The organism is Streptomyces sp. Q2 (assembly GCF_056820935.1).
Window position 1 is genome coordinate 25,376 of sequence record NZ_JBXEJE010000013.1, and the last position, 25,965, is coordinate 51,340.

Annotated in this window: 29 protein-coding genes; 14 read left to right on the forward strand and 15 right to left on the reverse strand. The window is 70.7% G+C overall.

Features of this window, described 5'->3' with window-relative positions; translation table 11 throughout:
• The first annotated feature begins 139 nt into the window (after positions 1-139).
• Positions 140-1,021, forward strand: a complete 882-nt coding sequence (locus ACWBNA_RS16000) for an RNA polymerase sigma factor SigF (RefSeq protein WP_383862520.1) — start codon at positions 140-142, stop codon at positions 1,019-1,021.
• A 644-nt stretch (positions 1,022-1,665) separates the two neighbouring features.
• Here the strand turns inward: ACWBNA_RS16000 and ACWBNA_RS16005 are convergent.
• Positions 1,666-1,869 carry a hypothetical protein gene (locus ACWBNA_RS16005; protein ID WP_383876694.1) on the reverse strand — a complete coding sequence of 68 codons (204 nt, stop codon included), beginning with the start codon at positions 1,867-1,869 and terminating at the stop codon, positions 1,666-1,668.
• A gap of 199 nt (positions 1,870-2,068) precedes the next feature.
• On the opposite strand from ACWBNA_RS16005, the gene ACWBNA_RS16010 reads away from it, so the two are divergent.
• The 3 genes from ACWBNA_RS16010 (at position 2,069) to ACWBNA_RS16020 (ending at position 6,069) form a co-directional block, all read left to right on the forward strand.
• Positions 2,069-2,620 (forward strand): MarR family winged helix-turn-helix transcriptional regulator, encoded by a 552-nt coding sequence (locus tag ACWBNA_RS16010; protein ID WP_482704999.1) that lies wholly within the window; start codon positions 2,069-2,071, stop codon positions 2,618-2,620.
• Between the two features lie 85 nt (positions 2,621-2,705).
• The gene (locus ACWBNA_RS16015; RefSeq protein WP_482705150.1) at positions 2,706-5,162 is read left to right on the forward strand and encodes an MFS transporter; all 2,457 of its coding nucleotides are present in this window, start codon (positions 2,706-2,708) and stop codon (positions 5,160-5,162) included.
• Positions 5,163-5,247: 85 nt separating this feature from the next.
• Complete coding sequence (locus ACWBNA_RS16020; protein ID WP_482705000.1) at positions 5,248-6,069, forward strand: YceI family protein; 822 nt, start codon at positions 5,248-5,250, stop codon at positions 6,067-6,069.
• Here the strand turns inward: ACWBNA_RS16020 and ACWBNA_RS16025 are convergent.
• Both ACWBNA_RS16025 and ACWBNA_RS16030 read right to left on the reverse strand, forming a co-directional pair.
• Positions 6,066-6,767 carry an ANTAR domain-containing protein gene (locus ACWBNA_RS16025; RefSeq protein WP_482705001.1) on the reverse strand — a complete coding sequence of 234 codons (702 nt, stop codon included), beginning with the start codon at positions 6,765-6,767 and terminating at the stop codon, positions 6,066-6,068. The genes ACWBNA_RS16020 and ACWBNA_RS16025 overlap by 4 nt on opposite strands.
• Positions 6,768-6,820: 53 nt before the next feature.
• Complete coding sequence (locus ACWBNA_RS16030) at positions 6,821-7,501, reverse strand: GAF and ANTAR domain-containing protein (protein ID WP_482705002.1); 681 nt, start codon at positions 7,499-7,501, stop codon at positions 6,821-6,823.
• A gap of 262 nt (positions 7,502-7,763) precedes the next feature.
• Between ACWBNA_RS16030 and ACWBNA_RS16035 the strand changes: the two genes are divergently transcribed.
• Both ACWBNA_RS16035 and ACWBNA_RS16040 read left to right on the forward strand, forming a co-directional pair.
• A complete protein-coding gene (locus ACWBNA_RS16035; RefSeq protein ID WP_482705003.1) occupies positions 7,764-8,126 on the forward strand; it encodes an STAS domain-containing protein in 363 nt (120 codons plus the stop codon).
• A gap of 35 nt (positions 8,127-8,161) precedes the next feature.
• The gene (locus tag ACWBNA_RS16040) at positions 8,162-8,632 is read left to right on the forward strand and encodes a PPOX class F420-dependent oxidoreductase (protein ID WP_482705004.1); all 471 of its coding nucleotides are present in this window, start codon (positions 8,162-8,164) and stop codon (positions 8,630-8,632) included.
• A gap of 17 nt (positions 8,633-8,649) precedes the next feature.
• On the opposite strand, the gene ACWBNA_RS16045 is transcribed toward ACWBNA_RS16040, so the two are convergent.
• From ACWBNA_RS16045 to ACWBNA_RS16080, 8 genes are all read right to left on the reverse strand, one after another.
• The gene (locus ACWBNA_RS16045; protein ID WP_482705005.1) at positions 8,650-9,408 is read right to left on the reverse strand and encodes a TetR/AcrR family transcriptional regulator; all 759 of its coding nucleotides are present in this window, start codon (positions 9,406-9,408) and stop codon (positions 8,650-8,652) included.
• Between the two features lie 146 nt (positions 9,409-9,554).
• Positions 9,555-11,054, reverse strand: coding sequence for an MFS transporter (locus ACWBNA_RS16050; RefSeq protein ID WP_482705006.1), 1,500 nt, complete (start codon positions 11,052-11,054; stop codon positions 9,555-9,557).
• Between the two features lie 326 nt (positions 11,055-11,380).
• On the reverse strand, positions 11,381-13,489 hold the full coding sequence (locus ACWBNA_RS16055; protein ID WP_482705007.1) for a mannosyltransferase YkcB-related protein: 2,109 nt from the start codon (positions 13,487-13,489) through the stop codon (positions 11,381-11,383).
• The gene (locus ACWBNA_RS16060; protein ID WP_482705008.1) at positions 13,486-15,084 is read right to left on the reverse strand and encodes a bifunctional glycosyltransferase family 2/GtrA family protein; all 1,599 of its coding nucleotides are present in this window, start codon (positions 15,082-15,084) and stop codon (positions 13,486-13,488) included. The genes ACWBNA_RS16055 and ACWBNA_RS16060 overlap by 4 nt, the downstream gene beginning before the upstream one ends.
• Positions 15,085-15,098: 14 nt before the next feature.
• A complete protein-coding gene (locus ACWBNA_RS16065) occupies positions 15,099-16,745 on the reverse strand; it encodes a sensor histidine kinase (protein ID WP_482705009.1) in 1,647 nt (548 codons plus the stop codon).
• Positions 16,742-17,482: a response regulator transcription factor gene (locus ACWBNA_RS16070; protein WP_482705010.1), complete on the reverse strand. Its 741-nt coding sequence runs from the start codon at positions 17,480-17,482 to the stop codon at positions 16,742-16,744. Before ACWBNA_RS16070 ends, ACWBNA_RS16065 begins: the two co-directional genes overlap by 4 nt.
• A gap of 191 nt (positions 17,483-17,673) precedes the next feature.
• Positions 17,674-18,552 carry a DUF2797 domain-containing protein gene (locus ACWBNA_RS16075; protein WP_482705011.1) on the reverse strand — a complete coding sequence of 293 codons (879 nt, stop codon included), beginning with the start codon at positions 18,550-18,552 and terminating at the stop codon, positions 17,674-17,676.
• 48 nt (positions 18,553-18,600) lie between these two features.
• Positions 18,601-19,044, reverse strand: a complete 444-nt coding sequence (locus ACWBNA_RS16080) for an HGxxPAAW family protein (RefSeq protein WP_482705012.1) — start codon at positions 19,042-19,044, stop codon at positions 18,601-18,603.
• 109 nt (positions 19,045-19,153) lie between these two features.
• On the opposite strand from ACWBNA_RS16080, the gene ACWBNA_RS16085 reads away from it, so the two are divergent.
• The 3 genes from ACWBNA_RS16085 (at position 19,154) to ACWBNA_RS16095 (ending at position 21,182) form a co-directional block, all read left to right on the forward strand.
• Positions 19,154-19,666: a MarR family winged helix-turn-helix transcriptional regulator gene (locus ACWBNA_RS16085; RefSeq protein ID WP_482705013.1), complete on the forward strand. Its 513-nt coding sequence runs from the start codon at positions 19,154-19,156 to the stop codon at positions 19,664-19,666.
• Positions 19,667-19,847: 181 nt separating this feature from the next.
• Positions 19,848-20,366, forward strand: coding sequence for a GtrA family protein (locus tag ACWBNA_RS16090; RefSeq protein WP_482705014.1), 519 nt, complete (start codon positions 19,848-19,850; stop codon positions 20,364-20,366).
• A 96-nt stretch (positions 20,367-20,462) separates the two neighbouring features.
• Complete coding sequence (locus ACWBNA_RS16095; RefSeq protein WP_482705015.1) at positions 20,463-21,182, forward strand: hypothetical protein; 720 nt, start codon at positions 20,463-20,465, stop codon at positions 21,180-21,182.
• Between the two features lie 39 nt (positions 21,183-21,221).
• Here ACWBNA_RS16095 and ACWBNA_RS16100 read toward each other — a convergent pair whose 3' ends face one another.
• Both ACWBNA_RS16100 and ACWBNA_RS16105 read right to left on the reverse strand, forming a co-directional pair.
• On the reverse strand, positions 21,222-21,584 hold the full coding sequence (locus tag ACWBNA_RS16100) for an SCO4225 family membrane protein (RefSeq protein WP_482705016.1): 363 nt from the start codon (positions 21,582-21,584) through the stop codon (positions 21,222-21,224).
• 71 nt (positions 21,585-21,655) lie between these two features.
• Positions 21,656-21,913 carry a GntR family transcriptional regulator gene (locus tag ACWBNA_RS16105; protein WP_482705017.1) on the reverse strand — a complete coding sequence of 86 codons (258 nt, stop codon included), beginning with the start codon at positions 21,911-21,913 and terminating at the stop codon, positions 21,656-21,658.
• A 140-nt stretch (positions 21,914-22,053) separates the two neighbouring features.
• Here ACWBNA_RS16105 and ACWBNA_RS16110 point away from each other — a divergent pair, with 140 nt between their 5' ends.
• The 4 genes from ACWBNA_RS16110 (at position 22,054) to ACWBNA_RS16125 (ending at position 23,776) form a co-directional block, all read left to right on the forward strand.
• Positions 22,054-22,302: a hypothetical protein gene (locus tag ACWBNA_RS16110; protein ID WP_482705018.1), complete on the forward strand. Its 249-nt coding sequence runs from the start codon at positions 22,054-22,056 to the stop codon at positions 22,300-22,302.
• On the forward strand, positions 22,302-22,616 hold the full coding sequence (locus ACWBNA_RS16115; RefSeq protein ID WP_482705019.1) for a hypothetical protein: 315 nt from the start codon (positions 22,302-22,304) through the stop codon (positions 22,614-22,616). Before ACWBNA_RS16110 ends, ACWBNA_RS16115 begins: the two co-directional genes overlap by 1 nt.
• 109 nt (positions 22,617-22,725) lie before the next feature.
• Positions 22,726-23,061, forward strand: coding sequence for an ArsR/SmtB family transcription factor (locus ACWBNA_RS16120; RefSeq protein ID WP_482705020.1), 336 nt, complete (start codon positions 22,726-22,728; stop codon positions 23,059-23,061).
• A gap of 1 nt (position 23,062) precedes the next feature.
• On the forward strand, positions 23,063-23,776 hold the full coding sequence (locus ACWBNA_RS16125; RefSeq protein ID WP_482705021.1) for a cation efflux transmembrane domain-containing protein: 714 nt from the start codon (positions 23,063-23,065) through the stop codon (positions 23,774-23,776).
• Positions 23,777-23,821: 45 nt separating this feature from the next.
• Here the strand turns inward: ACWBNA_RS16125 and ACWBNA_RS16130 are convergent, their stop codons facing one another.
• Both ACWBNA_RS16130 and ACWBNA_RS16135 read right to left on the reverse strand, forming a co-directional pair.
• Positions 23,822-24,112, reverse strand: a complete 291-nt coding sequence (locus ACWBNA_RS16130) for a hypothetical protein (protein ID WP_482705022.1) — start codon at positions 24,110-24,112, stop codon at positions 23,822-23,824.
• A gap of 138 nt (positions 24,113-24,250) precedes the next feature.
• A complete protein-coding gene (locus tag ACWBNA_RS16135) occupies positions 24,251-25,108 on the reverse strand; it encodes an aldo/keto reductase (protein WP_482705023.1) in 858 nt (285 codons plus the stop codon).
• A gap of 74 nt (positions 25,109-25,182) precedes the next feature.
• Between ACWBNA_RS16135 and ACWBNA_RS16140 the strand changes: the two genes are divergently transcribed.
• Positions 25,183-25,836: a DNA-binding response regulator gene (locus ACWBNA_RS16140; RefSeq protein WP_482705024.1), complete on the forward strand. Its 654-nt coding sequence runs from the start codon at positions 25,183-25,185 to the stop codon at positions 25,834-25,836.
• Positions 25,837-25,965: the final 129 nt, after the last annotated feature.

Consider the following 25,965-nt stretch of genomic DNA (forward strand, 5'->3'; position numbering starts at 1 on the left):
TGTCACTACAGCGTGTTGCCGACATGTGACATTCTGCCGGAAGCGCGTTTGCCGTGGCTTCGGCTCCGGTATTCAGGTGAAGGCAAACGTTCCTCGATGGAGCGTTCGCCGTACCGTCCCGCGACCCAAAGGGGGTGGCATGTCCGCAGACCAGGGCAGCTCGAAGGTGCTCACGCTCACAAAGAGCGAGCCCGCGCCCGCACTCGACGACGTAACGGCCGTCGAGGCCGCGCCGGCCCCGGCCCTCCCGACCTCGGGAGCTCTCGACACCCGCACCCTGTCCCGCTCCCTCTTCCTGCGGCTTGCCGCACTCGACGAGAACAGCCCCGAGCGCGCGTACGTACGGGACACCCTCATCGAGCTCAACCTCCCGCTGGTGCGCTACGCGGCCGCCCGCTTCCGCTCCCGCAACGAGCCGATGGAGGACATCGTCCAGGTCGGCACGATCGGCCTGATCAAGGCGATCGACCGCTTCGACTGCGAACGCGGCGTGGAGTTCCCCACGTTCGCGATGCCGACGGTCGTCGGCGAGATCAAGCGGTTCTTCCGGGACACGTCCTGGTCGGTCCGCGTCCCGCGGCGCCTCCAGGAACTGCGGCTCGCTCTCACCAAGGCCAGCGACGAGCTCGCCCAGAAGCTGGACCGCTCTCCGACCGTCCCCGAACTCGCCGCGGTTCTGGGCGTGTCCGAGGAGGACGTCGTCGACGGCCTCGCGGTCGGCAACGCGTACACCGCCTCCTCGCTCGACTCCCCGGCCCCCGAGGACGACGGCGGCGAGGGCTCCCTCGCGGACCGCCTCGGCTACGAGGACACGGCCCTTGAGGGCGTGGAGTACCGGGAGTCGCTGAAGCCGCTCCTGGCCAAGCTCCCGCCGCGCGAGCGCCAGATCATCATGCTGCGCTTCTTCGCCAACATGACCCAGTCGCAGATCGGCGAGGAGGTCGGCATCTCCCAGATGCACGTCTCCCGGCTGCTGACCCGGACACTGGCGCAGCTGCGGGAGGGGCTCATCTCCGACTGAGCCTCGGGGCTGGGTCTCTGACGCTGTCTCGGGGCTGGGTCTCTGACTTGGTCTCGGGCCGCGGCAGCCCTCACTTCGGGCTTGCTGCTTGACGGGGCGTCGGCCACCTTTGCGTGATGCCGCGATGGCGCGATGCTTCGAGCGACCCGTTCCGGACGGACACCTGGCCGTCGATGCGCCCTGACCGGCGCGTCGGCGGCCGTCGTCCTGCTGGGCGGCGGGCCGGCCGCGTGCGAGGCCGGTGATGGCGCGGTGTGTTGCCAGGGCGCGGCGGGCGAGCCGCCCCGGGTCTGCGGAACGGCGGTGCCGTCGGCGGGGGATGTGACGCTGGTGCCGCTCGACGACGCCGCCCGGCGGACGACCGGCGGCGCGGCAAGCCGCCTGCTTCGGACGGCAGTTGGGAAGGCAGCCGGAAACCCGGACCGTCCGAAACCAGTCGGCGCCCCATTTCACGCGAGGGCGCCAACTCCGGTCGTATGCCGGCGGGTCCACGACCGGCGTCACCGACGGCCACGGGCTCCCCTGCGGGCCCGACGGCCCCGCCGCCCTCGGCCTGGGCGAGCCCATGCGTGCTGCCGCGGCCGCGGAGGAGCGGTGGTGCGAGGAGGTGACCTCCGGCGTCGGAGGGTGTGTGACCCCCGGCGTTACTTGAGCGCCAGCCAGGCCACCGCCGCGACGATCGCCACCGCGGCGACGATGCCGATGATCAGGCCGAGGCGAGGACCGCCGGAGGAAGAGGGAGCCGCCTGCTGCTGCCGGCCCTGAGGGGCCTCGTCGACGAACGCGCGAAACATCTGGGTGCTGCCGGCGGGGTCGTGGTTGCCCTGGGGGCCCTGCGTGTTAGCCATGCCCCGAGACCCTAGCGAATCCGGGGGTGTGGCCCAAGTGGGGGCTCGGGGTCCGCACCACATCCCCTCAGCTGTGTGTTTACGTTCGCGATGCTTGCCTTTGCCAAGTTTTTGACCGCGAGCACCCGCCCCTTATTTGCCTGTAGCAACCAACCGGTTCTATGGTTGCCCTAAGCAACGAACACGGGAGGTGTGTGTGATGGCCGAGCAGGCGCAGTACGAGGAGCTGATCCGTCAGTTCAGCGCCTTCGGCGCCGTGCGCCGGGAGCTGGGACGGATCATGCCGCCCGACTGCCCGAGCGGTTCCGCCGCCGTGCTCACGCTGCTCGGCCGCCACGGGGACATGCGCATGAGCAAGCTCGCGGAACTGCTCGCCGTGGACATGTCGGTGACCAGCAGGCATGTGGCCCACGTGGCCGACCGCGGCTGGATCGACCGCTCCCCCGACCCGGCGGACAAGCGCTCCCGCATCCTGCACCTCACGCTCGCGGGCCAGGCGCGGCTGGCGGAGATGTCCCGGCTGACCTGCCGGATCCTCGCCGAGCGGCTGAGCGACTGGAGCGACCACGAGGTGGCCCAGCTGACCGTGCTGATGGCACGGCTCCGGGCGAGCTTCGACGACTGCCGCGGCTCGCACGCCCCGCACGCCTCGCCCACCTCGCTCCCTTCGCTCCCCTCCGACGTGGAGCCCCGGCCGCCCACCGCTCCCGTGGCCGACCAGTCCCCCCGTACACCCGCGATCACCAAGTAAGAGAAGGAAGTCCATGGCAACGACCACACCAGCCGGTGTGCGGGCCCACGCCAAGCACGGGGGAGGCTCCCCGGACGGCGTCCAGATGACGCACCGGCAGATCATGGAAGCGCTCTCCGGGCTGCTGCTCGGAATGTTCGTGGCGATCCTGTCGTCCACGATCGTCACCAACGCCCTACCCGAGATCATCGGCGACCTCGGCGGCGGCCAGTCCGCCTACACCTGGGTCGTCACCGCCGCGCTGCTGTCCATGACGGCGGCCACGCCCCTGTGGGGCAAGCTCTCAGACCTGTTCAGCAAGAAGGCTCTCGTCCAGATAGCCCTCGTCATCTACGTGCTCGGATCGGCCGCCGCGGGCCTGTCGCAGAACCCCGGCATGCTGATCGCGTGCCGCGTGGTGCAGGGCATCGGCGTCGGCGGTCTGTCCGCCCTCGCGCAGATCGTGATGGCCGCGATGATCTCCCCGCGTGAGCGCGGGCGCTACTCCGGCTACCTCGGCGCGACGTTCGCCATCGCCACCGTCGGCGGTCCGCTGCTCGGCGGTGTCATCACCGACACCAGCTGGCTCGGCTGGCGCTGGTGCTTCTACGTGGGTGTGCCGTTCGCGGTCATCGCGCTGATCGTGCTGCAGAAGACCCTGCACCTGCCCGTCGTGAAGCGGGACGTGAAGGTCGACTGGGGCGGCGCGTTCTTCATCTCCGCCGCGGTCTCACTGCTGCTGCTCTGGGTCACCTTCGCCGGTGACAAGTTCGACTGGGTGTCGTGGCAGACGTACGCGATGGTCGGCGGCTCGATCGTGCTGGGCCTGCTGTTCGTGCTCGTCGAGTCCAAGGCGAGCGAGCCGATCATCCCGCTGCGGCTGTTCCGCAACCGCACCATCACCCTGTCCTCCATCGCCTCGCTCTTCGTGGGTGTCGCGATGTTCACCGGCACGGTCTTCTTCAGTCAGTACTTCCAGCTGGCCCGCGACAAGTCGCCGACGATGTCCGGCGTCATGACCATCCCGATGATCGGCGGTCTGTTCGTCTCGTCGACGGTCTCCGGGCAGGTCATCACCAAGACCGGCCGCTGGAAGGCATGGCTGCTGGCCGGCGGTGTGCTGGTGACCGCGGGTCTGGGTCTGCTCGGCACGATCCGCTACGACACCGAGTACTGGCACATCGCGATCTTCATGGCGCTCCTGGGCCTCGGCATCGGCATGATGATGCAGAACCTGGTCCTGTGCACGCAGAACCAGGTGGACCCGTCCGACCTGGGCGCGGCCAGCTCCACGGTGACGTTCTTCCGGTCCCTCGGCGGTGCGGTCGGCGTCTCGGCGCTGGGCGCCGTCATGGCCAACCGGATCACCGACTACGCCAAGGACGGCCTGACCACTCTCGACCCCAAGTACGCGGCGGCCGCCGCCGGTTCGAGCACCAGCAGCAGCATCCCGGACATGGACAGCCTGCCCGGTCCGCTGCGCACCGTGATGGAGAGCGCGTACGGCCACGGCATCGCGGACGTCTTCCTGATCGCCGCGCCGCTCGCGCTGGTCGCCTTCCTCGTCACGCTGTTCATCAAGGAGGTTCCGCTGCGGACCTCGGGCGGGCTGGCGCAGGCCGCGGCGGCGAAGGCTCCGGCTTCCGGCGCCGAGGCCGCCGCACCCGCCACCACCACCCCGGTCGCCGAGGAGAAGGTCCCGAGCTGGGCCGTCGCCGAGACGAGCACCGAAGCCGGTCCGCAGGGCGCACAGAGGCTCGCGGCCGTCGCCACCGTCGAAAGGGAGACCGCACCGGTGTCCGGTGGAATCCCGGTCCGCGGCCATGTCCGCGGTGTCGAGAGCGCGCCCGTCCCGCAGGCCGCCGTCACGCTGATCTCGCTGGCGGGACGGCAGTTGGGCCGGTCGGTCGCGCAGGCCGACGGTTCCTACGCGGTGGACGCGCCGGGTGCCGGGTCGTACGTCCTGATCGCCTCCGCCGACGGGTTCCAGCCGCAGGCGTCCACCGTGGTGGTGGGCGACGAGCCGGTGTCGTACGACATCCTGCTCAGCGGGACCAGCGGGCTCAGCGGTGTGGTGCGGGCCGCGCAGGACGCGCTGCCCGTCAAGGACGCCATGGTGATCGTGACGGACGTGCGCGGTGACCTGCTGGCCACCGCCGCCACCGGCGAGCAGGGCGAGTTCGCCTTCGCCGAGCTGGTGCCGGGGACGGTGACCGTCGCCGTGAACGCCACCGGCTACCGGCCGTGTGCCCTGCCCGTCGAGATCGGCGGCACCGGGGTCACCCGGATCGAGGTCGACCTCAATGCCGGGGCGCAGCTCCAGGGTGTCGTCCGGGCGCCGCACGGTCCGCTGGCGGACGCGCGGGTCACGCTCGTCGACGCGGCGGGCAACGTGGTCGGGACGTCGACCACCGGGACGGACGGGGCGTACGCCTTCACCGACCTGGACGGCGGCGACTACACCGTCATCGCGACGGGGTACCCGCCGGTCGCGACGGCCCTGACCGTGAACGGACGCGGCGTCGACGACCACGACATCGAACTCGCCCACCCCGGCGAGTAGTCACGCTCCGGCCCGTGGCGGCGTGCGCACTCCGAGCGGAGGTGCGCACCGCCACGGGCCGGTCTCAGTTGAGGAGTTACGAGAGATGGGACTGACCGCGAAGATCCGTACGCGGGACGGATGGGCCGTGTCGCACGCGGTCGTCACGGTGACCGACATGACCGGCTCGCAGGTGCTGCGCGCCGAGGCCGACGGGGACGGGGCGGTACGGGACGCGACCGAGCTCGCGCCGGGGGCGTACACCGTCATCGTCACGGCGGTCGGGTACGCGCCCGCCGCCGCGAGCGCCCTGGTCACCGCGAGCGGGCGGGCCGAGGTCGGCGCGGTGACGCTGGCCCGGCAGGGCGGCAGCGAACTGCCGCCGCCCGGGCCGTGGACCGTCGACCCGGCACACTCCAGTGTGGCCGCGGTGGCCCAGCACCTGGGCATCTCCAGCGTGCACGGACGGTTCACCGACTTCACGGCCTCGATCGAGGTCGCCCCCGACGACGTGTCCAAGTCCCGGGTGGGGGCGGTCATCCGGGCCGCGTCCATCGACACCGGCAACGGCATGCGGGACACCCATCTGAGGTCCGCGGACTTTCTCGACGTCGAGCGCTTCCCGGAGATCACCTACCGGTCCACGGGGCTGACGGCGGCCGGTTCCGACCGCTGGACGGTCCACGGGGAGCTGGAACTGCACGGGGTCGTACGACCGGTGGACCTGGACCTGGCCTACCTCGGCACGGGTTCGGACCCCTGGGGCGGCACCCGGGCGGCGTTCCGGGCGACGGCCCAACTACGGCGCGAGGACTTCGCCATGGACTACAACCAGGTCGTCCAGGCGGGCATCGCCGCCATCGGTACGACGCTGAAGGTGGAACTGGACATCCAGGCGGTGCAGGGCGAGTCGCTTCCGCAGGGCTAGGGCTGTCGCCGGTTGCCGCCGCGGCTCGCTCGGGTCACCAAGTCGGTGCACAGGTCGCGGAGTTTGACGTTGTGGTCCTGCGAGACCCGGCGCAGGCGTTGCAGGGCGATGCCGGCGTCGATCCGTTCCTGGGCCATGAGGATGCCGATCGCCTGGTCGATGACGCTGCGGGAGAGCAGGGCCGTGCGCACGTCGGCGGCGGACTCGCGCTGGCGCTCGACCCGCAGGGCGACGTTGACCGCGTCGCCCACCCGGGCGGCGAAGGCGCGGGCCGCGTCCCGGCCCCGGCCCAGTGAGCCGGTCTCCACGCCGTAGAGGTTGAGGGCGGCGCCTCTCTCGCCCTCGACGTCGATCGGCAGCGCCAGCACGCAGCGCACGCCGGCCGAGAGGGCGTACGACGTGTAGGTGGGCCAGCGGGTCTCCGTCTCCAGGTCGGGGGCGTACTGCTCGGCCTGGGTCTCGGCGGCCTCCACGCACGGTCCCGAGCCGTTCTCGTACTGGCGCTGGTCGAGGCCGCTCGGCATGCCGCGGCTGCCCGCGAGGGTCAGCAGGCGGTCTGCGCGGCGCACCGTGATGCTGCACGCGGCGGCGCCTGGCACCGCCTCGACGGCACGGTCGGTCAGATCGCGTAGCAGCGTGTCGAGGCCGCTGCTGCGCACGATGGCCATTTCCAGCGTGTCGGGCGTGTCAGGGCTCATGACCGTACGGATATCCCGTCGACGGCCGTTAACGCCTCGGCGCACCCCGACGGTCATGTGGGGCTGTTCGCATCGACGATGCGGCGGGCGAGGTCGCGCAGCTTCACGTTCTCCCGCTGCGAGGCCTTGACCAGGGACTCGAAGGCCTCGGCCGCGTCCATGTCCATGCGTTCCATGAGAATCCCGGTGGCCTGTCCGATCAGGTCCCGGGTGCGCATGGCCTCCGTCAGCTGTTCGCGTACGGTCGCCGAGTCCAGGGCGAGGCTGACGTGTGCGGTGAAGAGGCGTCCGACGCGGGTGGCGGCCTCGTCGAAGGCGCGCGGCTTGCGGGAGTACGCCGTGAGGACGGTGAGGCGGCGGCGGTCGGCGCGCAGCCGCAGCGACAGCGCCGAGCGCAGGCCCAGCTCCGCGAGGGCGCTCCCGCCGTCGTCCGCCTCGCTGTCCTCCAGCCGTACGACGGGTGCCGTCCACAGGCCCTCCCAGTACGGGCCCTGCTCGCGCCGCGGGTGCCCTGACTCCGCCGAGCGCACGACCTCGTCGGTCCAGGCGACCGCACGGCGGTGCTGGCTGCTCTCGATGACGGAGATGCCCGCCTGGTCGGCGCCGGGCACGATGTGGACGGCGAGCCGGACCGCGGTCCGCATGGTGCTGTGCGGGGTGATCGTGTCGTGCAGTTGCTGAGCCGCCACCGTCAGGGCTTCCGCGAGCTCGAAACCGTCAGGGAAACGGGGCAAATCAGGAAACTCGGACGCAGCCACCACGAACCTCTTCGGCGTGCACGGCCAATGGCCGTGCGCAGGAGAGCTCCGCAGCACATTCCTGACTGCGAGCACAGGACGGACAGCACTTTATCTGCTCTGTTGCGTCGAGGTGACGTCCGGCCGACGGAGCGCAGAGGCACTTTCGGACGCACTCGTCGGCGTGGTGGAATGGGGGCGACAGGTCAGGAAGTGGCCTCCCCGGAATCCGGACGAACGTCTGCCAGGTGAGAGTGTCATGACCTTCATCCCGAATCCGTGCGAGCTGCGTGATCTGCGAGATCTGCCCGGCTGCACCGTGATCGCCCTGCCCCCGGAGATCGACTTCTGCAACGCCCCGGACCTGTACGCCCGCGTCAGGTCCGCCGTCGACGCCCGTGCCGACCGGCTGCGCCTGCTGGTCCTCGACCTCACGGGAACCCACTTCATGGACTCCCAGGGCGTACGACTCGTCAACGACATACGCCACCGTCTCCCGCCGCGGGCGCGGGTCCGGGTGGTGGCACTGCCCGACGGGATGGTCGGCCGGGTCCTGGAACTGACCGGGGCACGGCGGGACGTCCCCGTGTACGACAACCTCGCCGAGGCGCTGGAGTCGTAGACCGGTGTGATGGACCGGCGTCCTAGGCTGAGTCCATGGCACCGAACATCGCGACCAATACCGCCGTATCACTGGACGAGTTGCTGGACTTCGTACGGTCCCGTCACCACGCCATCCTGCTCACCCGCCGGTCCGACGGCAGCCCTCAGGGGTCGCCGCTGACCTGCGGGGTCGACGACTCGGGGCGGATCGTCGTCTCGACCTACCCCGAGCGCGCCAAGACCCGCAACGCCAGGCGGGATCCCCGGGTCAGCCTCATCGTGCTCAGCGACGACTGGGACGGGCCGTGGGTGCAGATCGACGGCACCGCCGAGGTCATCGACACTCCCGACTCCGTCGAACCGCTCGTGGAGTACTACAGGAACATCGCCGGTGAGCACCCGGACTGGGACGAGTACCGGGCGGCCATGCTGAAGCAGGGCAAGTCGATCATCCGGGTCGAACCGGAGCGGTGGGGGCCGGTCGCCACCGGCGGTTTCCCGGCGCGGCTCGCGTCGGACGACTGACCCCGCGGCCCAGGAGGCTAAGCCCTCGCCACCATCGCCTCGATTCCCGCCACCAGCAGCTCCAGCGCGAACTCGAAGTCCCGCTCGAGCATCTCCTCGACCGTGTCGCCGCCGCGGGCCTCCATGATCTTCGCTGACTCCTGGATGACCTCGGCGGCTTCCGGGGTCTGCGTCGCCGTGCTCATGGCGTGCTGGAAGTACTCGTCCGGGGTCACACCGGCGCTGGCGACGCGCGCGAAGAAGTGGCCCTCCAGCGTGCCGTAGCCGTACACGAACTGGAAGACGGCCGAGATGGCCCCGGTGACGCCGTGCACGGGAAGGCCGGTCTTGCCGATGACCTGCTGGACGACACGGGCGAAGGCCAGGTAGTTCGGGCCGAGGTTGAGATAGGTGCCGGCCAGCGGCGACACCCAGGGGTGGCGGACCAGCAGCGCCCGGTATCCCCGGGTCAGCGTCCGCAACTGGTCGTGCCAGTCCTCGTCGGCCTCCGGGTCGGGCAGGCCCAGCTCGCCGAAGACCGCGTCCAGGGCGAGTTCGAGGAGGTCGTCCTTGGTGTCGACGTACCAGTAGACGGACATCGCCGTGACGTTCAGCTCGGCGGCCAGCCGGCGCATGGAGAACCCGGCCAGCCCCTCCGCGTCCAGCAGCCGCACCGAGACCTCGGTGATCCGGTCGCGGTCCAGCCCCGACGGCTGCCCGCCACCACGGCCGCCCCGACGCGCCTTGCCCTCCAGCCAGACGCTGGTCCGCACCGCGGACCGGGCCGTCTTCGCCATGGCGCACCTTCCTAGACGTACGAATTGCCGCTCAGCTTAAACGCGCCTCCTGGGGGCGCGGGGCTGAGACATGTGCGGCTCCGCCGCGTGGGCGCGACCAGCCACAACGTGCCCGAAGCCCTCCCACTACCCAGGGACCCGAGCTCCTAGGCGGAGTCTGCCCGCTCCGCCCGACGCAGCAACGCGGCGGCGACCAGTCCCCCGAGCAACACGGCCACCGCCCCCACCAACTGACTGCTCTCCAGCCCGGAGGCGAACGCGTCCGTGATGCGCGCCCTCTCCTCGGCCGACCCCGCTTCGGCCAACGCCCCCGGCAGGGACACCGCCGCCACCGGGATCAGCGCCGCGAACCGCGAGTTCAGCACGGCACCGAGCACCGCGACACCCAGCCCCTGCCCGAACTCCGCCACCGTGCCGTTGATCCCCGCGCCGACCCCGGCCTTCTCCGGCGGGATCGCACTCATGATCGCGTGGGACATCGCCGGGCTGGCGATCGCGGCTCCCGCCCCGATGAGCAGCAGACCCAGCAGCGTGCCGGTGTAACCGCCGGAGGAGATCACGGCGATCGAGGCGAGGCCCGCCGCCATCACCGTCATGCCCAGCCCGATGGACAGGGGGGTCCCGAGCCGGGCCGCCCACTTCGCGGACACGCCGGTGAAGTTCAGCGCCACGATCACCAGGGCGAGCGGGGCCGTACGCAGGCCCGCCTCCAGGGGACCGTAACCGAGCACGAACTGCATGTGCTGGGTGAGCAGGAACAGCGATCCGCCCATCCCGAAGGTGATCAGCACCGCGCCGGCGACCGCTCCGGTGAAGCGCCGGTTCCTGAAGAAGTGCATGTCGAGCATGGGGTGGGGGATACGGCTCTCCCAGTACCCGAAGGCGGCCAGCACCACGACGGCGACGGCCGCCGGAGCCATCACCCGGCCGGAGGTCCAGCCGTGCTCCGGCCCGGAGATGATCGCGAACACCAGGGAGGCCATGCCGATGGTCGACAGCAGGGCGCCCAGCAGGTCGGGCCGGTCGCCCTGGGGGTTCTTGGACTCGGGGACGAGGGCCACGACCGCCACCAGGCCCAGCGCCGCGACCGGCAGGTTGATCAGGAAGATCGCTCCCCACCAGAAGTGGTTGAGCATGAAACCGCCGATGAGCGGCCCGGTCGCGAAGCCCAGCGAGTTCACCGCGGCCCAGATGCCGATCGCCTTCGGCTGCTCCTCGGGGGCGAAGATCTGCATCGCCACGGCGAGGGTGGTGGTCATCAGCAGCGCGCCGCCGACGCCCATGCCGGCCCGCGCCGCGATCAACTGGCCGGTCGAGTCCGCCAGCCCGGCCACCAACGAGCCGACACCGAACAGGACCAGCCCCGCGATCAGCATCTTCTTGCGGCCGTAGCGGTCGGCGGCGCTGCCCGCGGTGAGCAGCAGGCCGGACTGCACCAGCGAGTAGGCGTTGATCATCCACTGGATGTCGGAGGTGGCCGCCCCCAGCTCCCGGGTGAGAGAGGGGATCGCCACGTTCAGGACGGTGTTGTCGAGCAGCACGGTGAGCTGGGCGAGGCAGATGACACCGAGGATCAGCCAGCGCTGGGGGTGGCCGCCTGTCTGCCGGGTCTGCGCAGGGGTCTGCTCCTGGGGGGACGTCGTCATGCTGTACACCGTAGAACAGTTCCCATACGGCGTACAACGGAGATACGGGGATACGGGGATACGGGGATACGGGAACAGAGGGGAAGGGGGGGGGGGGGGGGCGCCCCCCNGTCGGTTCGGCCACCTTCTACGACCTGACGCAGAAGGCGTAAGGGGCCCGCGGGAAAAACGCTCCGGGAGATGCTCACGGGAACGTCCACAGGAACGTCCACGGGAACAGAGGGGAAGGGCGGTGGCCGCGGCCACCGCCCTTCCCCTCTGTTCCCGTGGACGTTCCTGTGGACGTTCCCGTGAGCATCTCCCGGAGCGTTTTTCCCGCGGGCCCCTTACGCCTTCTGCGTCAGGTCGTAGAAGGTGGCCGAACCGACCGTCACCTTCTTGAAGGTGGCCTCGATCCAGGTGGTGATCTGCGAGGACGTGCCGTCGCTGCTGCCGCCCATGCCGCCGCCTCCGGTTCCCGACGAGATGAAGTAGTGGATTTTTCCGTCCGTCACGTACTGCTTGAACTGGGCCAGCGTCGGGGAGGGGTCGGTGCCGTTGAAACCGCCGATCGCCATCACCGGGTCGCCGGTGGAGAGTTGGTAGCTCGCCGCGTTCTGGGCGCCGATGGCCGCCGCGGCCCAGGTGTACTGGTCGGCGTCCGTCTCCAGCAGCTTCTTGGCCTCGTCGGTGACGGTGGCGCCGTTGAGCAGACCGCCCACGCCTCCGCCGCCGCCCATGCCGCCGCCGTCGCCGGTCCGGCCGCCGGGAGCGCCGTTGCCCTGGGTGGTGCCGTTGCCGTTCTGCTGGTTCTGGCCGCCACCCGGGAAGCCACCGCCGCCGGGACCGCCGCCCCGGCCGCCCATCATGCTCGCGCCCGCCGGACCGGCGGTGGGGATGGAGCCGGTGTGCGCGGAGTTCACCGTGCTCAGCGTGTACGCCGCCGGGCCGGCCAGCGAGGCCACGATGCCGAGGCTCGCCGCAGCGAGCGCGAGCTGCCGGCCGAGCCTGGCCACGAAGATCAGACCGAGCGCGGCGACCAGGCCGCCGACCAGGACCAGCCACTTCAGCCAGGGCAGGTAGTCCGGGGTGCGGTTGAGCAGGACGTAACCCCAGGCGGCGCCGGCCACGACCGCGGCGGCGAGGGTGAGTGACGCCCACATCTCGCCCCGCTTCTCCCACAGGGTCGCCGAGCCCATGCCGATGACGGCGGCGAGGTAGGGGGCGAGGGCGATCGTGTAGTACTGGTGGAAGATGCCCGCCATGTAGCTGAAGACCACCATGGTGATCAGCAGCGAACCGCCCCACACCAGGAACGAACTCCGCCTCACGGACGTCCGTTCGAACTTGCGGGTGGCCACCAGACCGGCGACGAGCAGGATCAGCGCCGCGGGCAGCAGCCAGGAGATCTGGGAGCCGATCTCGGAGTTGAACATCCGGTCCCAGCCGGTCTCACCCCACTGTCCGGTGCCGCCCGCGCCTCCGCCGCCGACGCTGCCGGTCTCCTCGCCGTTGATGCGGCCGAGGCCGTTGTAGCCGAAGGTCAGCTCCAGGAAGCTGTTGTTCTGCGAGCCGCCGATGTACGGGCGGGACGACGCCGGCCACAGCTCGACGATCGCCACCCACCAGCCGCCGGCCACGACCATCGCACCGGTGGCCAGGGCGAGTTGTCCGAAGCGCTTCTTCAGGTTCACCGGCGCGCAGACCGCGTACACGATCGCCAGCGACGGAAGGATCACGAAGGCCTGCAAGGTCTTGGCGAGGAACGCGAAGCCGATCGCGACACCGGCCCACACCAGCCACTTCGTCCGGCCGTCCTCCAGGGCCCGGACCACGAAGTAGCAGGACAACGCCATCAGCAGTGCCAGCATCGCGTCCGGGTTGTTGAACCGGAACATCAGCGCCGCGACGGGAGTGAGCGCGAGCACCGCGCCCGCGATCAGACCGGCCCCGGGGCTGAACCTGCGGCGCACGGACGCGTAGACGACCGCGACGGTGCCGACGCCCATGAGGACCTCGGGAGTGAGGATCGCCCACGAGTTCAGGCCGAAGACCCTGACCGCGATCTCCATCGGCCACAGGAAGGCCGATGGCTTGTCGACGGTGATGGCGTTGCTCGCGTCCAGCGAGCCGAAGAACATCGCCTTCCAGGACTTGCTGCCCGCCTGGACGGCCGCCGAGTAGAAGGAGTTGGAGTAACCGGAGGCGCTCAGGTTGTACAGGTAGAGCGCGGCGGTCGCGAGCAGGAGGCCGAGGAACGCTGGGCGCGCCCAGCGCGGATCCTCGGGCCGCCCCCGCCACAGTCTGCGGACGAAGGGCGGCTTGGGCTCGCCGGACTCGGGGGCCGGCGGAGCCGGGATGGCCACCGGTTCCTGAACGGCCGTGTCCGTACCGGCTGTCGGCGGCTCCCAGGCCGAGGGGCCCTGGGGGGTCGGATGGTCGGTGTGGGTGGTCATCGGGCGTCCCTGGGGTCGGTGTCGGTCGGGCGCACCGGCTGCAGCTGCATGGTCGCGTCCCTGCTGGTGCGGTCCGCGGCGTCACCGGCGCGGAACTGGGTGGTGTCGAGCTGGTCGGTCTCGAACCGGTCGGCGTCGAACTGATGGCCGACGTACGGCGATCGGGGCGCAGTGGCGTACCGGGGCGCCTGCGTCGGCGCCTGCGCCTGCGCCTGCGCCTGCGCCTGCGCCTGCGCCTGCGTCGGCGCCTGGCCCGTCGGGCGTTGCGGCAGCGGCGCGTGCGGCTGCCGGTGGGCTCCGGGTGCCGTGAAGTAGGTCGGGGCGGACGGCGTGTGCGAGGCCACGACCGTCGACTCGCGCTTGTCCGGGAACACCCACGCCCGGAAGAGCAGGAAGCGCAGGACCGTCGCGGCCAGGTTGGCGGCGATGAGGACCGCGAGTTCGGTGGAGTGCGCGGGGTCGGAGGCCGCCGCGTTCAGGGCCGCGAGGGAGCCGCTGGTCAGGGCGAGGCCGATGCCGAAGACGACCAGGCCCTGCGCCTGGTGCCGGACGGCGCCGCCGCTGCCGCGCACTCCGAAGGTCAGCCGGCGGTTGGCCGCCGTGTTGGCGACCGCCGAGACCAGCAGGGCGAGCGCGTTGGCGATCTGCGAGCCGCCAAACTGCCGGAAGGCGCTGTAGAGCACCAGGTAGAAGAGCGTCGACAGACCGCCGACGACGCAGAAGCCGACCAGCTGGCGGGCCAGGCCCTTCGGCACGTCCTGGATGTCGCGGTCACGCGGGTCGTCGCCGAAGGGCCGGGTGATCCGGTCCAGTGGCAGCGAACCGGTGGCCAGAGCCTTGCCCACGCGCCATACCCCCTTCAGATCCTCGGTGGCGGTCTTCACGATGTGGACCGTCGAGTCCGGGTCGTCGACCCAGTCGACGGGAACCTCGTGGATCCGCAGCCCGGCCCGCTCGGCGATCACCAGCATCTCGGTGTCGAAGAACCAGCCGCTGTCCTCCACGAGGGGCAGCAGTACCTGGGCGACGTCCCGGCGGATGGCCTTGAAGCCGCACTGCGCGTCCGAGAAGCGGGCCTGGAGGGAGCCGCGCAGGATGAGGTTGTAGGAGCGGCTGATGAACTCCCGCTTGGCGCCGCGCACCACCCGCGAGCTGCGGGCCAGCCGGGAGCCGATCGCGAGGTCCGAGTGGCCGGAGATCAGCGGTGCCACCAGCGGCAGCAGCGCGTTGAGGTCGGTGGACAGGTCCACGTCCATGTAGGCGAGGATCGGGGCGTCCGAGGAGGACCAGACGGTGCGCAGCGCCCGGCCGCGGCCCTTCTGCTCCAGCCGGAAGGCCCGCACCTCCGGGATCTCCGCCTCCAGCCGCGCGGACACCCGCGGGGTGGTGTCCGTCGACGCGTTGTCCGCGATCGTGATGCGGAACGCGTAGGGGAACGTGCGCTTGAGGTGCTCGTGCAGTCTCAGCACACACGGCTGGAGGTCCTTCTCCTCGTTGTAGACGGGGATCACTACGTCCAGGACAGGCGTACCGGCATCCGTGGCCGGGAGGTGCTCCCGCGCCGGCAGGGTGCCGGGAGAAGAGTCGGTTCGCATGCCAACGACTCTGGTCAGGCCCCCTGTTGTACCCATATGGCGGCGCTGTGCTGTGCCTGTGAGTGCGATTGCCAGTTGGTTTCGGGCGCCGGACGGGGCACCACCGGGCCCAGCGCGGGCAGGTGCACGGTGAACACGGTGCGCCCGGGAACGCTGTCGACGGTCACCGCACCGTCGTGCGCGGCCGCGACGGCCTGCACGATCGCGAGGCCCAGGCCGGTGGACCCGGAGGCCCTGGAACGCGAGGAGTCGCCGCGGGCGAACCGTTCGAAGACCCGCGGGAGCAGATCGGGCGGGATGCCCTGTCCGTCGTCCTCCACGTCCACGCACAGCCACGGCCCGCGCCGCTGCACGCGCGCGGTGACGGTCGTACCGGGTGGGGTGTGCTTGCTGGCGTTGGCCAGCAGGTTGACGAGCACTTGCTGCAAGCGGGCCGCGTCCGCGGACACGAGCGCCGGCTCGTCGGGCAGGTCGAGCCGCCAGGTGTGGTCCGGTCCGGCCGCGCGGGCGTCGCTGATGGTGTCCACGACGAGCGGTACGAGGTCGGTCTGCTCGAACTGGAGGGGCCGCCCGGCGTCGAGGCGCGCGAGCAGCAGCAGGTCCTCGACGAGGAACGTCATGCGGCCCGCCTCGGACTCGATACGGCCCAGGGCGTGCCGGGTGTCTGGCCCGACCTGCTCTCTGCCGCGCCGGGTCAGCTCGGCGTACCCGCGGATGGAGGCCAGGGGAGTCCTGAGCTCATGGCTGGCGTCGGCCACGAACTGCCGTACCCGCATCTCGCTCTGCTGGCGGGCGTGCAGGGCGCCGTGGACGTGGTTGAGCATGCGGTTGAGCGCCGCCCCCACCTGCCCGACCTCGGTGTGCGGGTCGGTCTCCGACTCGGGGACCCGCTCGCTGAGGTTCACCTCGCCGGTGTGGAGCGGCAGTTCGGAGACCCGGGTGGCGGTGGCGGCGACCTTGCGGAGGGGGCGGGTGGCGACACCGACGAGGACGTAGCCGGCGATAGCGGCGGCGACCAGGCCGGCGGCGGTGACGCTGACCTCGACGAGGATGAGGGTGTTGATGGTGTCGGTGACGTCGGTGGTCGGCAGCGCCACGTAGTAGGCGCCGTTGCCGCCCTGGCGGTACTCCACGCGGTACTGGCCCAGCCCCGTGAGGGTCACGGTGTGGGCTTTGCCGTCCCTGGAGACGGCGCTCAGATCGGCCTTCTGCGTGTCGCTCAGATCGGCCGACTTGGCGTCCGTGACCCCGTTGTCGTCCTGCGCGGGCTTGCCGACCTTGGCCTCGGTGATCTCACCGCTCACGACCTTCGCCGCGACCGTGCCGATCATCTGCTGCGGGCCCCTGGTGACGAATTCCGAGAGGTTCTGGACCTTGGGCACCTTCTTGTCCGGGTCGTCATCGGGCTTGGGCTGCTGCGCGCCGGGCAGAGACTGGGGGCCGGCGCCCGCCGCACGTCCCACCACCTCGCTGAGCGAGCCGTCCAGCTGCTGGTACAGGCGCGACTGCATCGCGATCGTCGTCACCGTGCCGATGACGGCACACACCACCGCGATCAACGCCACCGCGGAGACGACGAGCCGCGTACGCAGTGTGCGCGGCTGTCGTCCTCGCCTCAGCTTCTGCTTTTTCTGCGTACGCGTCCGTCGTCGTCCGCTCATGACGCCGCGGGCTTGATCAGGTAGCCGGCTCCACGCCGGGTGTGGATCATCGGCTCACGACCCGCGTCGATCTTCCGCCGCAGGTAGGAGATGTACAGCTCGACCACATTGGCCTGGCCGCCGAAGTCGTACGACCACACCCGGTCGAGGATCTGCGCCTTGCTCAGCACCCGGCGCGGGTTGCGCATCAGGAAGCGCAGCAGCTCGAACTCGGTCGCGGTGAGGTGGATGTTGTCCCCGCCGCGCGACACCTCGTGGCTGTCCTCGTCGAGGGTGAGGTCACCGACGACCAGCATGGAGTCGGACCGCCGGTCGGCCGCACCCGAGCGCCGGATGAGCCCACGCAGCCGGGCCACGACCTCTTCGAGGCTGAACGGCTTGGTGACGTAGTCGTCGCCACCGGCGGTGAGCCCGGCGATACGGTCCTCGACCGCGTCCTTCGCGGTCAGGAAGAGGACCGGCACCTCGGGCAGCTCACGCCGCAGCCGTCCCAGAACGGCCAGCCCGTCCATGTCGGGAAGCATCATGTCCAGGACGACGGCGTCGGGCCGGAACTCACGGGCGGTCTGGATGGCGCCCGTGCCGTCACCGGCACTCCGGATCTGCCATCCCTCATAGCGCAGGGCCATGGACAGCAGCTCGGTGATCGACAACTCGTCGTCCACCACAAGCACTCGGACGGGGCTCCCGTCCGGCCTCAGCAGTTCGGTGCGCCCCTGGGGCGAGGTCGTGGTCATGCTGGACACGATGTCGGTGGCCTCTGAGAGCACGCTTTCGAGAACCTGTGATTTTCCTGAGAAACGCACAGGAGGCTCTCAGGGAACACCTGGGAAGCCCACCGGCACGGCCGCCTTCAGGCGCCCGGTTCTCAGGCGCCGGGTTCTCAGGCGCCGGGTTGTCTGGCGCCGGGTTGTCTGGCGTCCTGCCGTCAGAACAGCCCGGACTGCACGCCCGGCGGCGGCGCCTTGAACTGCCGCACCGGCACGGTGACCTGCTCGCTACCGGCGGGAACCAGCTCCCACCCCGTCATCAACCGCGTGTCGAGTACGACTACGGCCCCGCCCTCGGGCAGCAGATGCAGGTCGGGTCCGGCGGCCGCCACCAACCGACCGCTCACCGCACCGCCCGCCACGAGCTCGCTCACCTCGCCGATCGCGGCCGGCAACCCGGCGAGCCCGAACACCCCGGCGTGATCCACGGGTTGGCAGGCCGCCCGCTCCAGCGACTCCGGCCAGCCACCGAGCCGCACGGCCCGCGCATGCAACTCCGCGACCTCGGACGTCCGTTCGGCCTCCGTCTCCGGCAACGCGGCCCGCACCGCCCGCTTCACGGCGTACGGAATCCGGTCCGGCACCCCGAGCGCGGCACGCAGCAACTCCTCTGTGCGCCGCGCGGCCATGAGGGGCCCGGTGCCCAGCCAGGTGAAGCAGACGGCACCCTGCTCAAGCAGCCGGGCCGAGCCCCGTTCTTCGGCGGTGATGCCGACCTTGAGCAGGCCGGGACCGAACCAGGCCAGATAGACGCGGTACGGCCTCGGGTCGTCCGCGATGGTGTCGGCGGCCACGGAGTGCGCCCGGTCCAGCCGCGCACACTCCTCGCAGCGCGCCCCCATGCTCCGCCCCGGCACGGCCGCCCGCACCGGACACGCATGCCCCCGCGCTCCCACACACGTCCGGCCACCCCCCTCCGCGACCCCGAAGGCCACCCGCTTCCCCCAGGTCAGCGCACTGCGCCGACCCCCGTCCCACACCAGCACGGGACCCTCCGCCGACCAGCGCAGTCCCGAGCACTTCCATGCCTGTGCCATCTCTGTCGAGAGTAGGGGGCGCCACTGACAATCACGTCCGGGTGCGGCTCAGCCACCGGGATGGACGGTGGCGGGCGCGGACTCCCCGGCCGCAGGCACCGGTACCGACCCGGACGCCGATACCGACCCCGACGCCGGTGCTGCCATCGACACGGGTGCCGACACCGGCAGATCCGCCACGGCCGTACCCCGCACCCCCCGCCCCGCCACCCGGCACCCGACACACCCGGGATGCCCGGCGCGCGCCGACCGGTCCCGCACCCGCATCCCCCATTCCGCCCTGGGCCGCCGCCCCGACGGCTTGCCCCAGCCGGCGAGATGCAGGTACCAGGTGACGAGAAGGCTCACCACCACGATCGCGAGTCCGCCTGCCAGGAGCGGGACGGACACCAGGCACACCCCCGCTCCCAGGACCGCGGTCCCCACCGTCGCGATGGCGACGCCGGTCCATCCCGCGACCGTATGGCCGTGGTCATACTGATGTGCGCTCACGTGTCCGCCTCCCCAGAGCCGAAAGCCCGGTCTCCCACCAGGTATCTCACCGCGTGAGAAATTTATCGCATAAACCTCTCACGAACTAAGGGAATCAGGAAGTACCCGGATGCAAGCCAAGCCGCGCCCCACCGCCACTCCGGCCCAGGCGCTGTCGGCGATGGACTCCCTCGTCGCCGCCCATCTGCTCGGCCAGCAGGAGATGGCCCAGCGGCTGGGCCTGAACGTCACCGACCTCCTCTGTTTCGCGTGCGTCCTCAAAGCCGGCGAGGACCTCCTCACGGCCGGCGATCTCGCGGAGCACGCGCACGTCACCACGGGCGCGGTGACCGGGATCCTCAACCGCCTGGTCCGTGCGGGCTTCGTCACCCGGGTCCCCGACCCGACCGACCGCCGCCGCGTCCGTGTGGCCGCCGTCCCGTCCGCGGTGGCCCGTGTGCACGCCCTCTACGAGCCGTACTACGCCCGCCTGAACGCCCTCTTCGCCGACTACACCGCCGACGAGATCGCCGTACTCACCGACTGGTTCACCCGCACGACGACCCTCGCGCACGGGTACATCGAGGAGTTGCGGGTGCAGGACGCGAGCGGCGCCGCCCCGGACGTTCGTACGGGGGGATAACTCCCCGTACCGCTACTACCCCCCGGGCTGCCACCCCGTCATGGTGGAGCCAGCCCTACCTCCGGTTCGGTAGAACACACCATCGTTCCCGGCGGCGCGCGACGGCATCGTTGACCTCGGTCGATCCCCAAGTGGTCGAGCAGGTCAGAGAGTTCGAGCCCGTCGCCCGGAAGGAAACGTCATGGAGTCGCCGCTCCCGCCGAAGCCGCAGTCCCAGTCGGCGCCGGGCCCGCTCTCCTCGTTCGCCCGCTTCGTGGTGTGCGGCGGCGGCATCGGAGTCCTCTCCAGCTTCGCCGTACCGCTGGTGGCCATGACCGTGCCCTGGGCGGTGGCGAACGCGGTGATCACGGTCGCCTCCACCCTCCTGTGCACCGAGATGCACGCCCTCTTCACCTTCGGCACGGGCCGGCGTCCCGGCTGGCGCCGGCATCTGCAGTCCGCGGGTTCGGCGACGGCGGCGTACGTCGTGACCTGCGCCGCGATGTTCCTGCTGCACGCGGTGCAGTCGTCGCCAGGCACCCTCCGGGAGCAGGCGGTCTACCTCTCCGCGTCCGGCCTCGCCGGTGTCGGCCGCTTCCTGGTCCTGCGCCTGTTCGTCTTCGGGGGCGGCAAAAGCCTGCCGAGCCGGACGGCCACGCCGAAGCGGCCGGCCCGCGACTGGAATCCTCCGTTTGTGAGGACTGAGGCGTTTGCCGGGTGACAGATGATTGGCGGGCTAGCGTGCCCGGGTCACTGTTCGTGTGAGAGTGCACCACGTGCACGAGGGGGATTCCTTCACATGCGGAACATGCGGAACATGCGGAACACGGGGACCACGCAGAACACCCGGAACGTACGGAGCCTTCGAAGAACACTGTCGCGACTGACCATCGCGCTGCTCGCCGGAACCGGTCTCGCCCTGTCCGGCCCGGGCACCGCCCACGCCACCACCACGACCGACATCCCGGCACCCACCACCGACGGCGTCTCGGCCACGGTGACGTTCTACGACACGGTCGTCCCGCAGCCCTACAACCCGGACCCCGCCGCCTACTTCGGCGACCGCAAGTGCCTGAACACCTACCACGACTACACCCCGACGCCCGGCTGCGGCGGCTTCAAGCTCGGCGTCACCCTGCACAACGTCCGCAACCAGCCGGGCTACCTCGCCGGACTGCGCAGCACCGACGACTACTTCGACGCGTACGCCGACACCGCCCGCACCTTCGGCTGCCTCCGGCCCGACGGCACCTTCGACCACGGCACCAGTTTCGTCGTCCGCACCGAGCAACAGCCCCTGCAGCCCGTGTACTACACCACGCAGACCTCCTGGGTCCTCTACCAGCAGGGCCAGTACCCCGACCAGGACACGGGCCCGGGCTTCTACATGAACTTCCCCGCGGTCGAGGTGAACTGCCCCGACGGCATGACCCCGGCCCAGTACGGCCTGAAGGTCACCAACGTCAACGTCACGGTCGAGGACGACAACGTCTTCGGCCACACGACGTGGAGCGCTGCGGGACCGTACTACGGCTGAAGCAGCCCAGGTCGGCGGGTTCCGCGTCCGCGCACCGTCTCAGCCGGCGTGCGGACGGGGAACCCGGCGCCGCTGCCGCCCGCGCAGGGAGTCCAGCACCGCCCCGAGGGCCAGCGACTGAGCCAAGGCGGCGACGACGATCCCGCCGACGAAGAACCACGCGGGCGCCTCCGCGCCGAACACCGCCTCGCCGAGCCCTGCGATCACCCCGAACACGGGGAAGGTGAACAGCGCGGGCCACACCCAGATCATCGAGGCGTCCGGGCTCTCCCCGAACAGCGGCTCGGCCGCGGCGACCGCCACGGCGACCGCGACCAGGCCGAGGTAGACGGCCGAGGCGGGGTTGGCGAACATCAGACGTACGAGAGTGCGCGTGCGGGTACCTGCAGAGCGAGCGTTCATCGGTTTCTCCCCCGGTTGTCGTATGCCTCCAGGGTCGGTCGGCGGCCCGCCGGTGTCGTGAGTACCCGTACTCAGCTCGGCGACTCAGGCGCTACGGGTCGCTCGGCGACGAAGGAACCGAGACCCACTTCGGCTCGGACGAGTCCCTCTGATTTGAGATGGGCCAGTGCCTTCTGCGCGGTCGAGGCCGCGATGCCGAACTCGGCGGACAACTCGACGACGGACGGCACCCGAGCCCCCACCGGGTACTCGCCGGACGCGATGCGATCGGTGATGGCTGCGGCGACCTGTCGCCAGACGGGCCGGGTGCGGTCAAGGTCGGGACTCATGCGGTGGACGCTAAAACTCTGCGGTAGACCGCGCGACCGCAGTAGACTTCGGTAGACCGCGAAGAGCAGGCCATGGAAAGCCCCCGCGACGGGTGGAGCCGTCCGGGGGCATGGCCACCAGCCGCACTGGAGCTGATGACATGACCGACCTTATCCACCACCCCACCACCTGGGTGACCCTGCTGTTCAAACCACCCAGCGCACCCGACCGCGCGGAGCGACCGCCGCTCCCCACACCCATCGCCGCACCCCTCCTCCCTCCCCACCGCAGCCCGTACGGCCTCGACACCCCCCTCGACGCCACCGCGAGCCGCTCCGTACGCCCGTACCTCGCCGCACACGAACCCTGGTTCCACGGACTGGAGATCCCCGGGCTGGGGGCCGCCTGATGGAACCGCAACCGCGATCACAGCCGCAGCCGCATTCCTCGTGCGAACCCCGCCTCCTCCCCTGGACGGGCCCGGAAGGCAAACCCTGCTACCTGGTCACCGACGACCACGCCGGCCCGGTCTCCCGCCTGGCCGACGCCACGGAGTCGATCCAACTGGGCATGGGCTCCGAACTCCTCGAACACGCCCGTGACCTGCTCCCGAACACCCCGCCCGGCGAGGCTCGGTACCTGGCGGAACGCCTGACGGAGGCCCTCCGGGACACCCTCCGCATCGCGGAGAGCCGGGGAAGACGACTGAGCCGCCTGAACTGAACGGACCCCTCGTCGACGGCGTGGCCCTCACCGAGGATCCAGCCGTCGGCGAGGGCGTCAACGATTATCCAGGATTCCCTGAATTCAGGATCGCGTGTACTTTCGTGGGGTGCTGACTGTTGCTTCCGACATCGAGGTGCTGGCCCGCTTCGGCCGCGCGCTGGCCGACCCGATCCGCTGCCGCCTCCTGCTGGCCCTGCGCGAGGCCCCCGCCTACCCGTCCGAGCTTGCCGAGGTTCTGGGGATCTCCCGCACCCGCCTGTCCAACCACCTCGCCTGCCTGCGGGACTGCGGCCTCGTCGTCACGGTCCCCGAGGGCCGCCGCACCCGCTACGAACTCGCCGACGAACGCCTCGGCCACGCCCTCGACGACCTGCGCACCGCCGTCGTCGCCGTCGAGACCGACCGCACCTGCCCCGACGCCGAGGAAAAGGGCTGCTGCTGAGATGGCCGCCACGACTCCCATGTCCCTGGGCCCGTCCCCGGCCCGCCGAGACGTACTGGCGAAGCGCATACGGCTGCTGGTCGCGGCGACGATCACCTACAACGTGATCGAGGCGGCCGTCGCCATCACCGCCGGAACCCTGGCCTCCAGCACCGCGCTGGTCGGCTTCGGCCTCGACTCGGTCATCGAGGTCTCCTCCGCGGCCGCGGTCGCCTGGCAGTTCTCCGCCCGGGACCACACGGTCCGCGAAGCCCGCGAGAAGACCACCCTGCGGATCATCGCCGTCTCCTTCTTCGCCTTGGCCGGCTACGTCACCCTGGACGCCGTCCGCGCGCTGACCGGCACCGGCGAAGCCGGGCACTCCACCCCCGGCATCGTGATCGCCGCCCTGTCCCTGCTGGTCATGCCGTTCCTGTCCGCCGCCCAACGCCGCGCCGGACACGAACTGGGCTCCGCCTCCGCCGTGGCGGACTCCCGGCAGACCCTGCTGTGCACCTACCTCTCCGCCGTCCTCCTCCTCGGCCTGCTCGCCAACAGCCTCCTCGGCTGGAGCTGGGCCGACCCGATCGCGGCCCTCGTCATCGCCGCGATCGCCGTCAAGGAAGGCCGCGACGCCTGGCAGGGCAAGGGCTGCTGCGCCCCGACGGCACTGCCCGCTCCCGGCGACGGGGCGGCGGACGCGTGCGGATGCCGACCAGACTGCGACTGCTGCTGACGGGCTGCTGAAGAGCTGCCGAGACCGCCGGAACTCGAACGGGCGTCAGGCAGCGCCGCTGACTCCCGGGGCCACGAAGCGCCTGTGGAGCGGGAAGAACTCCGGCTGGGGGTCGCTCTCCACGCCCAGCTCGCCCTTCAGCACGGGTTCGATCCTGGAGGCGATGAACCGGCCGAAGTGCTCCTCTGACTCCCAGATGTCGAGCACGTGGAAACCGTCGTCGGCGAACCACGCCACGTGCAGCACACACCCGTCCGGAGAGTCCTCTTCCCAACGCACCCTCTCGCGGGCCTCCTTGTACAACTCGGGCGTGATCTCGGGCCACACAAAAGTCATGACGACGGCCATGGAGGTCCCTCTCGATCGTCTCGGCGCGCCACGATCCGCGCGGCGCGCACGACGACGCTAAGCAGCCCGCTCCGCCCGGGCACGCCAGGCGAGCCATCCGTGCGACGGACTCGCCGAAGTGCGGTGTCAACCGAGGTCGGAGAGGTCCTCGCGGGTGAGGGCGATCGACCCGGCGGACGTGTTCTCCTCCAGGTGGGCGAGGGAGCCGGTGCCGGGAATGGCGAGGGTGACGGGGGACGAGGCAAGCAGCCAGGCCAGGGCGATCTGAGAGACCGTGGCGTCGTGCCGTTCCGCGACCTTGGCGATGCGGTCACCGCTGAGGTCGCTCAGGCCGCCGCCCAGCGGGAAGAACGGCACGTAGGCGATGCCTGCCTCCTCACAGGCGGCCAGGACCTCCCTGTCGTCGCGCTTGTCGGCGTGGAAGTGGTTCTGAACGGCCGAGACGGGTGCGATCGCCCGAGCCTCGGCAAGGTGGCCGGAGTCGACGTTGCTCAGGCCCAGGTGCCGGATCAGGCCCTCCTCACGCAGCGCGGCCAGCACCTCGAATCGTCCGGCGACGGATTCGCCCCGTGGCGGCGGCTCAATGCCCCCGATGCGCAGGTAGACGAGATCGAGGCGATCCACACCGAGGGTTTCGAGGTTCTCCTCGACCAGCGCTCGCAGAGCCCCGGGATCGGTGGTCGCGGCCAGGCCGCCGTCGGGGGTGCGGACCGGGCCGACCTTGGTGGCGATGACCAGGTCGTCCGGATAGGGATGCAGGCTCTGCCGGATCAGGGAGTTGGCACGGACGCTGCCGTCGCCGCTGGCGTAGAAGGCCGCGGTGTCGATGTGGTTGACGCCGAGTTCGAGGGCCCGGCGCAGGACCGCGCGACCGGTCTCGGGGTCGCGGGCCGGACCACCGAAGCTGTTCGTGGGCAGGCGCATGGCCCCGAAGCCGAGCCGGTTGACCAGAAGGTCGCCACCAAGGCGGAAGTCATCACTCATGAACACAGGCTGGGCGCAGGGCTGTTCGGTCCGCGAACCCGTGGCAGCTTCCTGCCATCGGGCAGAATGAGGACGTGGCAGAGATCGTGACGATCCGCGGCGACCTGGAACTCCTCACTCGCACCGAGCACGTGTTCTCCTCGGTCCGCGAGGAGTTCGTCTGCGTCGCCCGCGACCTCGACACCTGGCCTCACCCAGGAGCCCGCCGGCTCACCGGCGACCGGGCCCGCTCCAGCGGCACCCACCGGATCCGCAAGCTGTTCAGTCCGGCCGCACTGGCCGACGAGCGCAGCCGCGACCACCTGACCGCACTCGTCGACAAGGGCGCCCACGTGCGGATAGCCGCCACCGCCCTCCCACACGAGACGATCATCATCGACCGCCGCTTCGCGATCCTCGCCGGCGTCAACGCCCCCGGCGGCCGCGACTACACCCTGACCACCGCCCCCACCCTGGTCGGCACGGTCCACGCCCTGTTCGAAGCCGCCTGGGAAACCGCCACCGACCTCAAAGCCCTCCTCCGCGGCGACCAGCCCCACCTCACCCCCGAGAGCCGCACCATCCTGCGCACCCTGGGATCAGGCGCCACCGACGAGACAGCCGCCCGCGAACTCGGCATGTCCCTGCGCACCTACCGCCGCCGAGTCGCCGACCTCCTCGCCACCCTCGACGCGGGATCACGATTCCAGGCGGGGGTACGCACGGGGGAGCTGGGCCTGAGCGGCTGAGAAGGTGACCTCGGCACTCCAGTTCGCGCCGGACTCCGTTCCTACGTCAACCCGCCCGACCGGCCACAACAGCCCTGACTTCCCGGTCTTGGGCTCATAGGCAGCCACTTTGGCGCAAGCCTCGAAGAT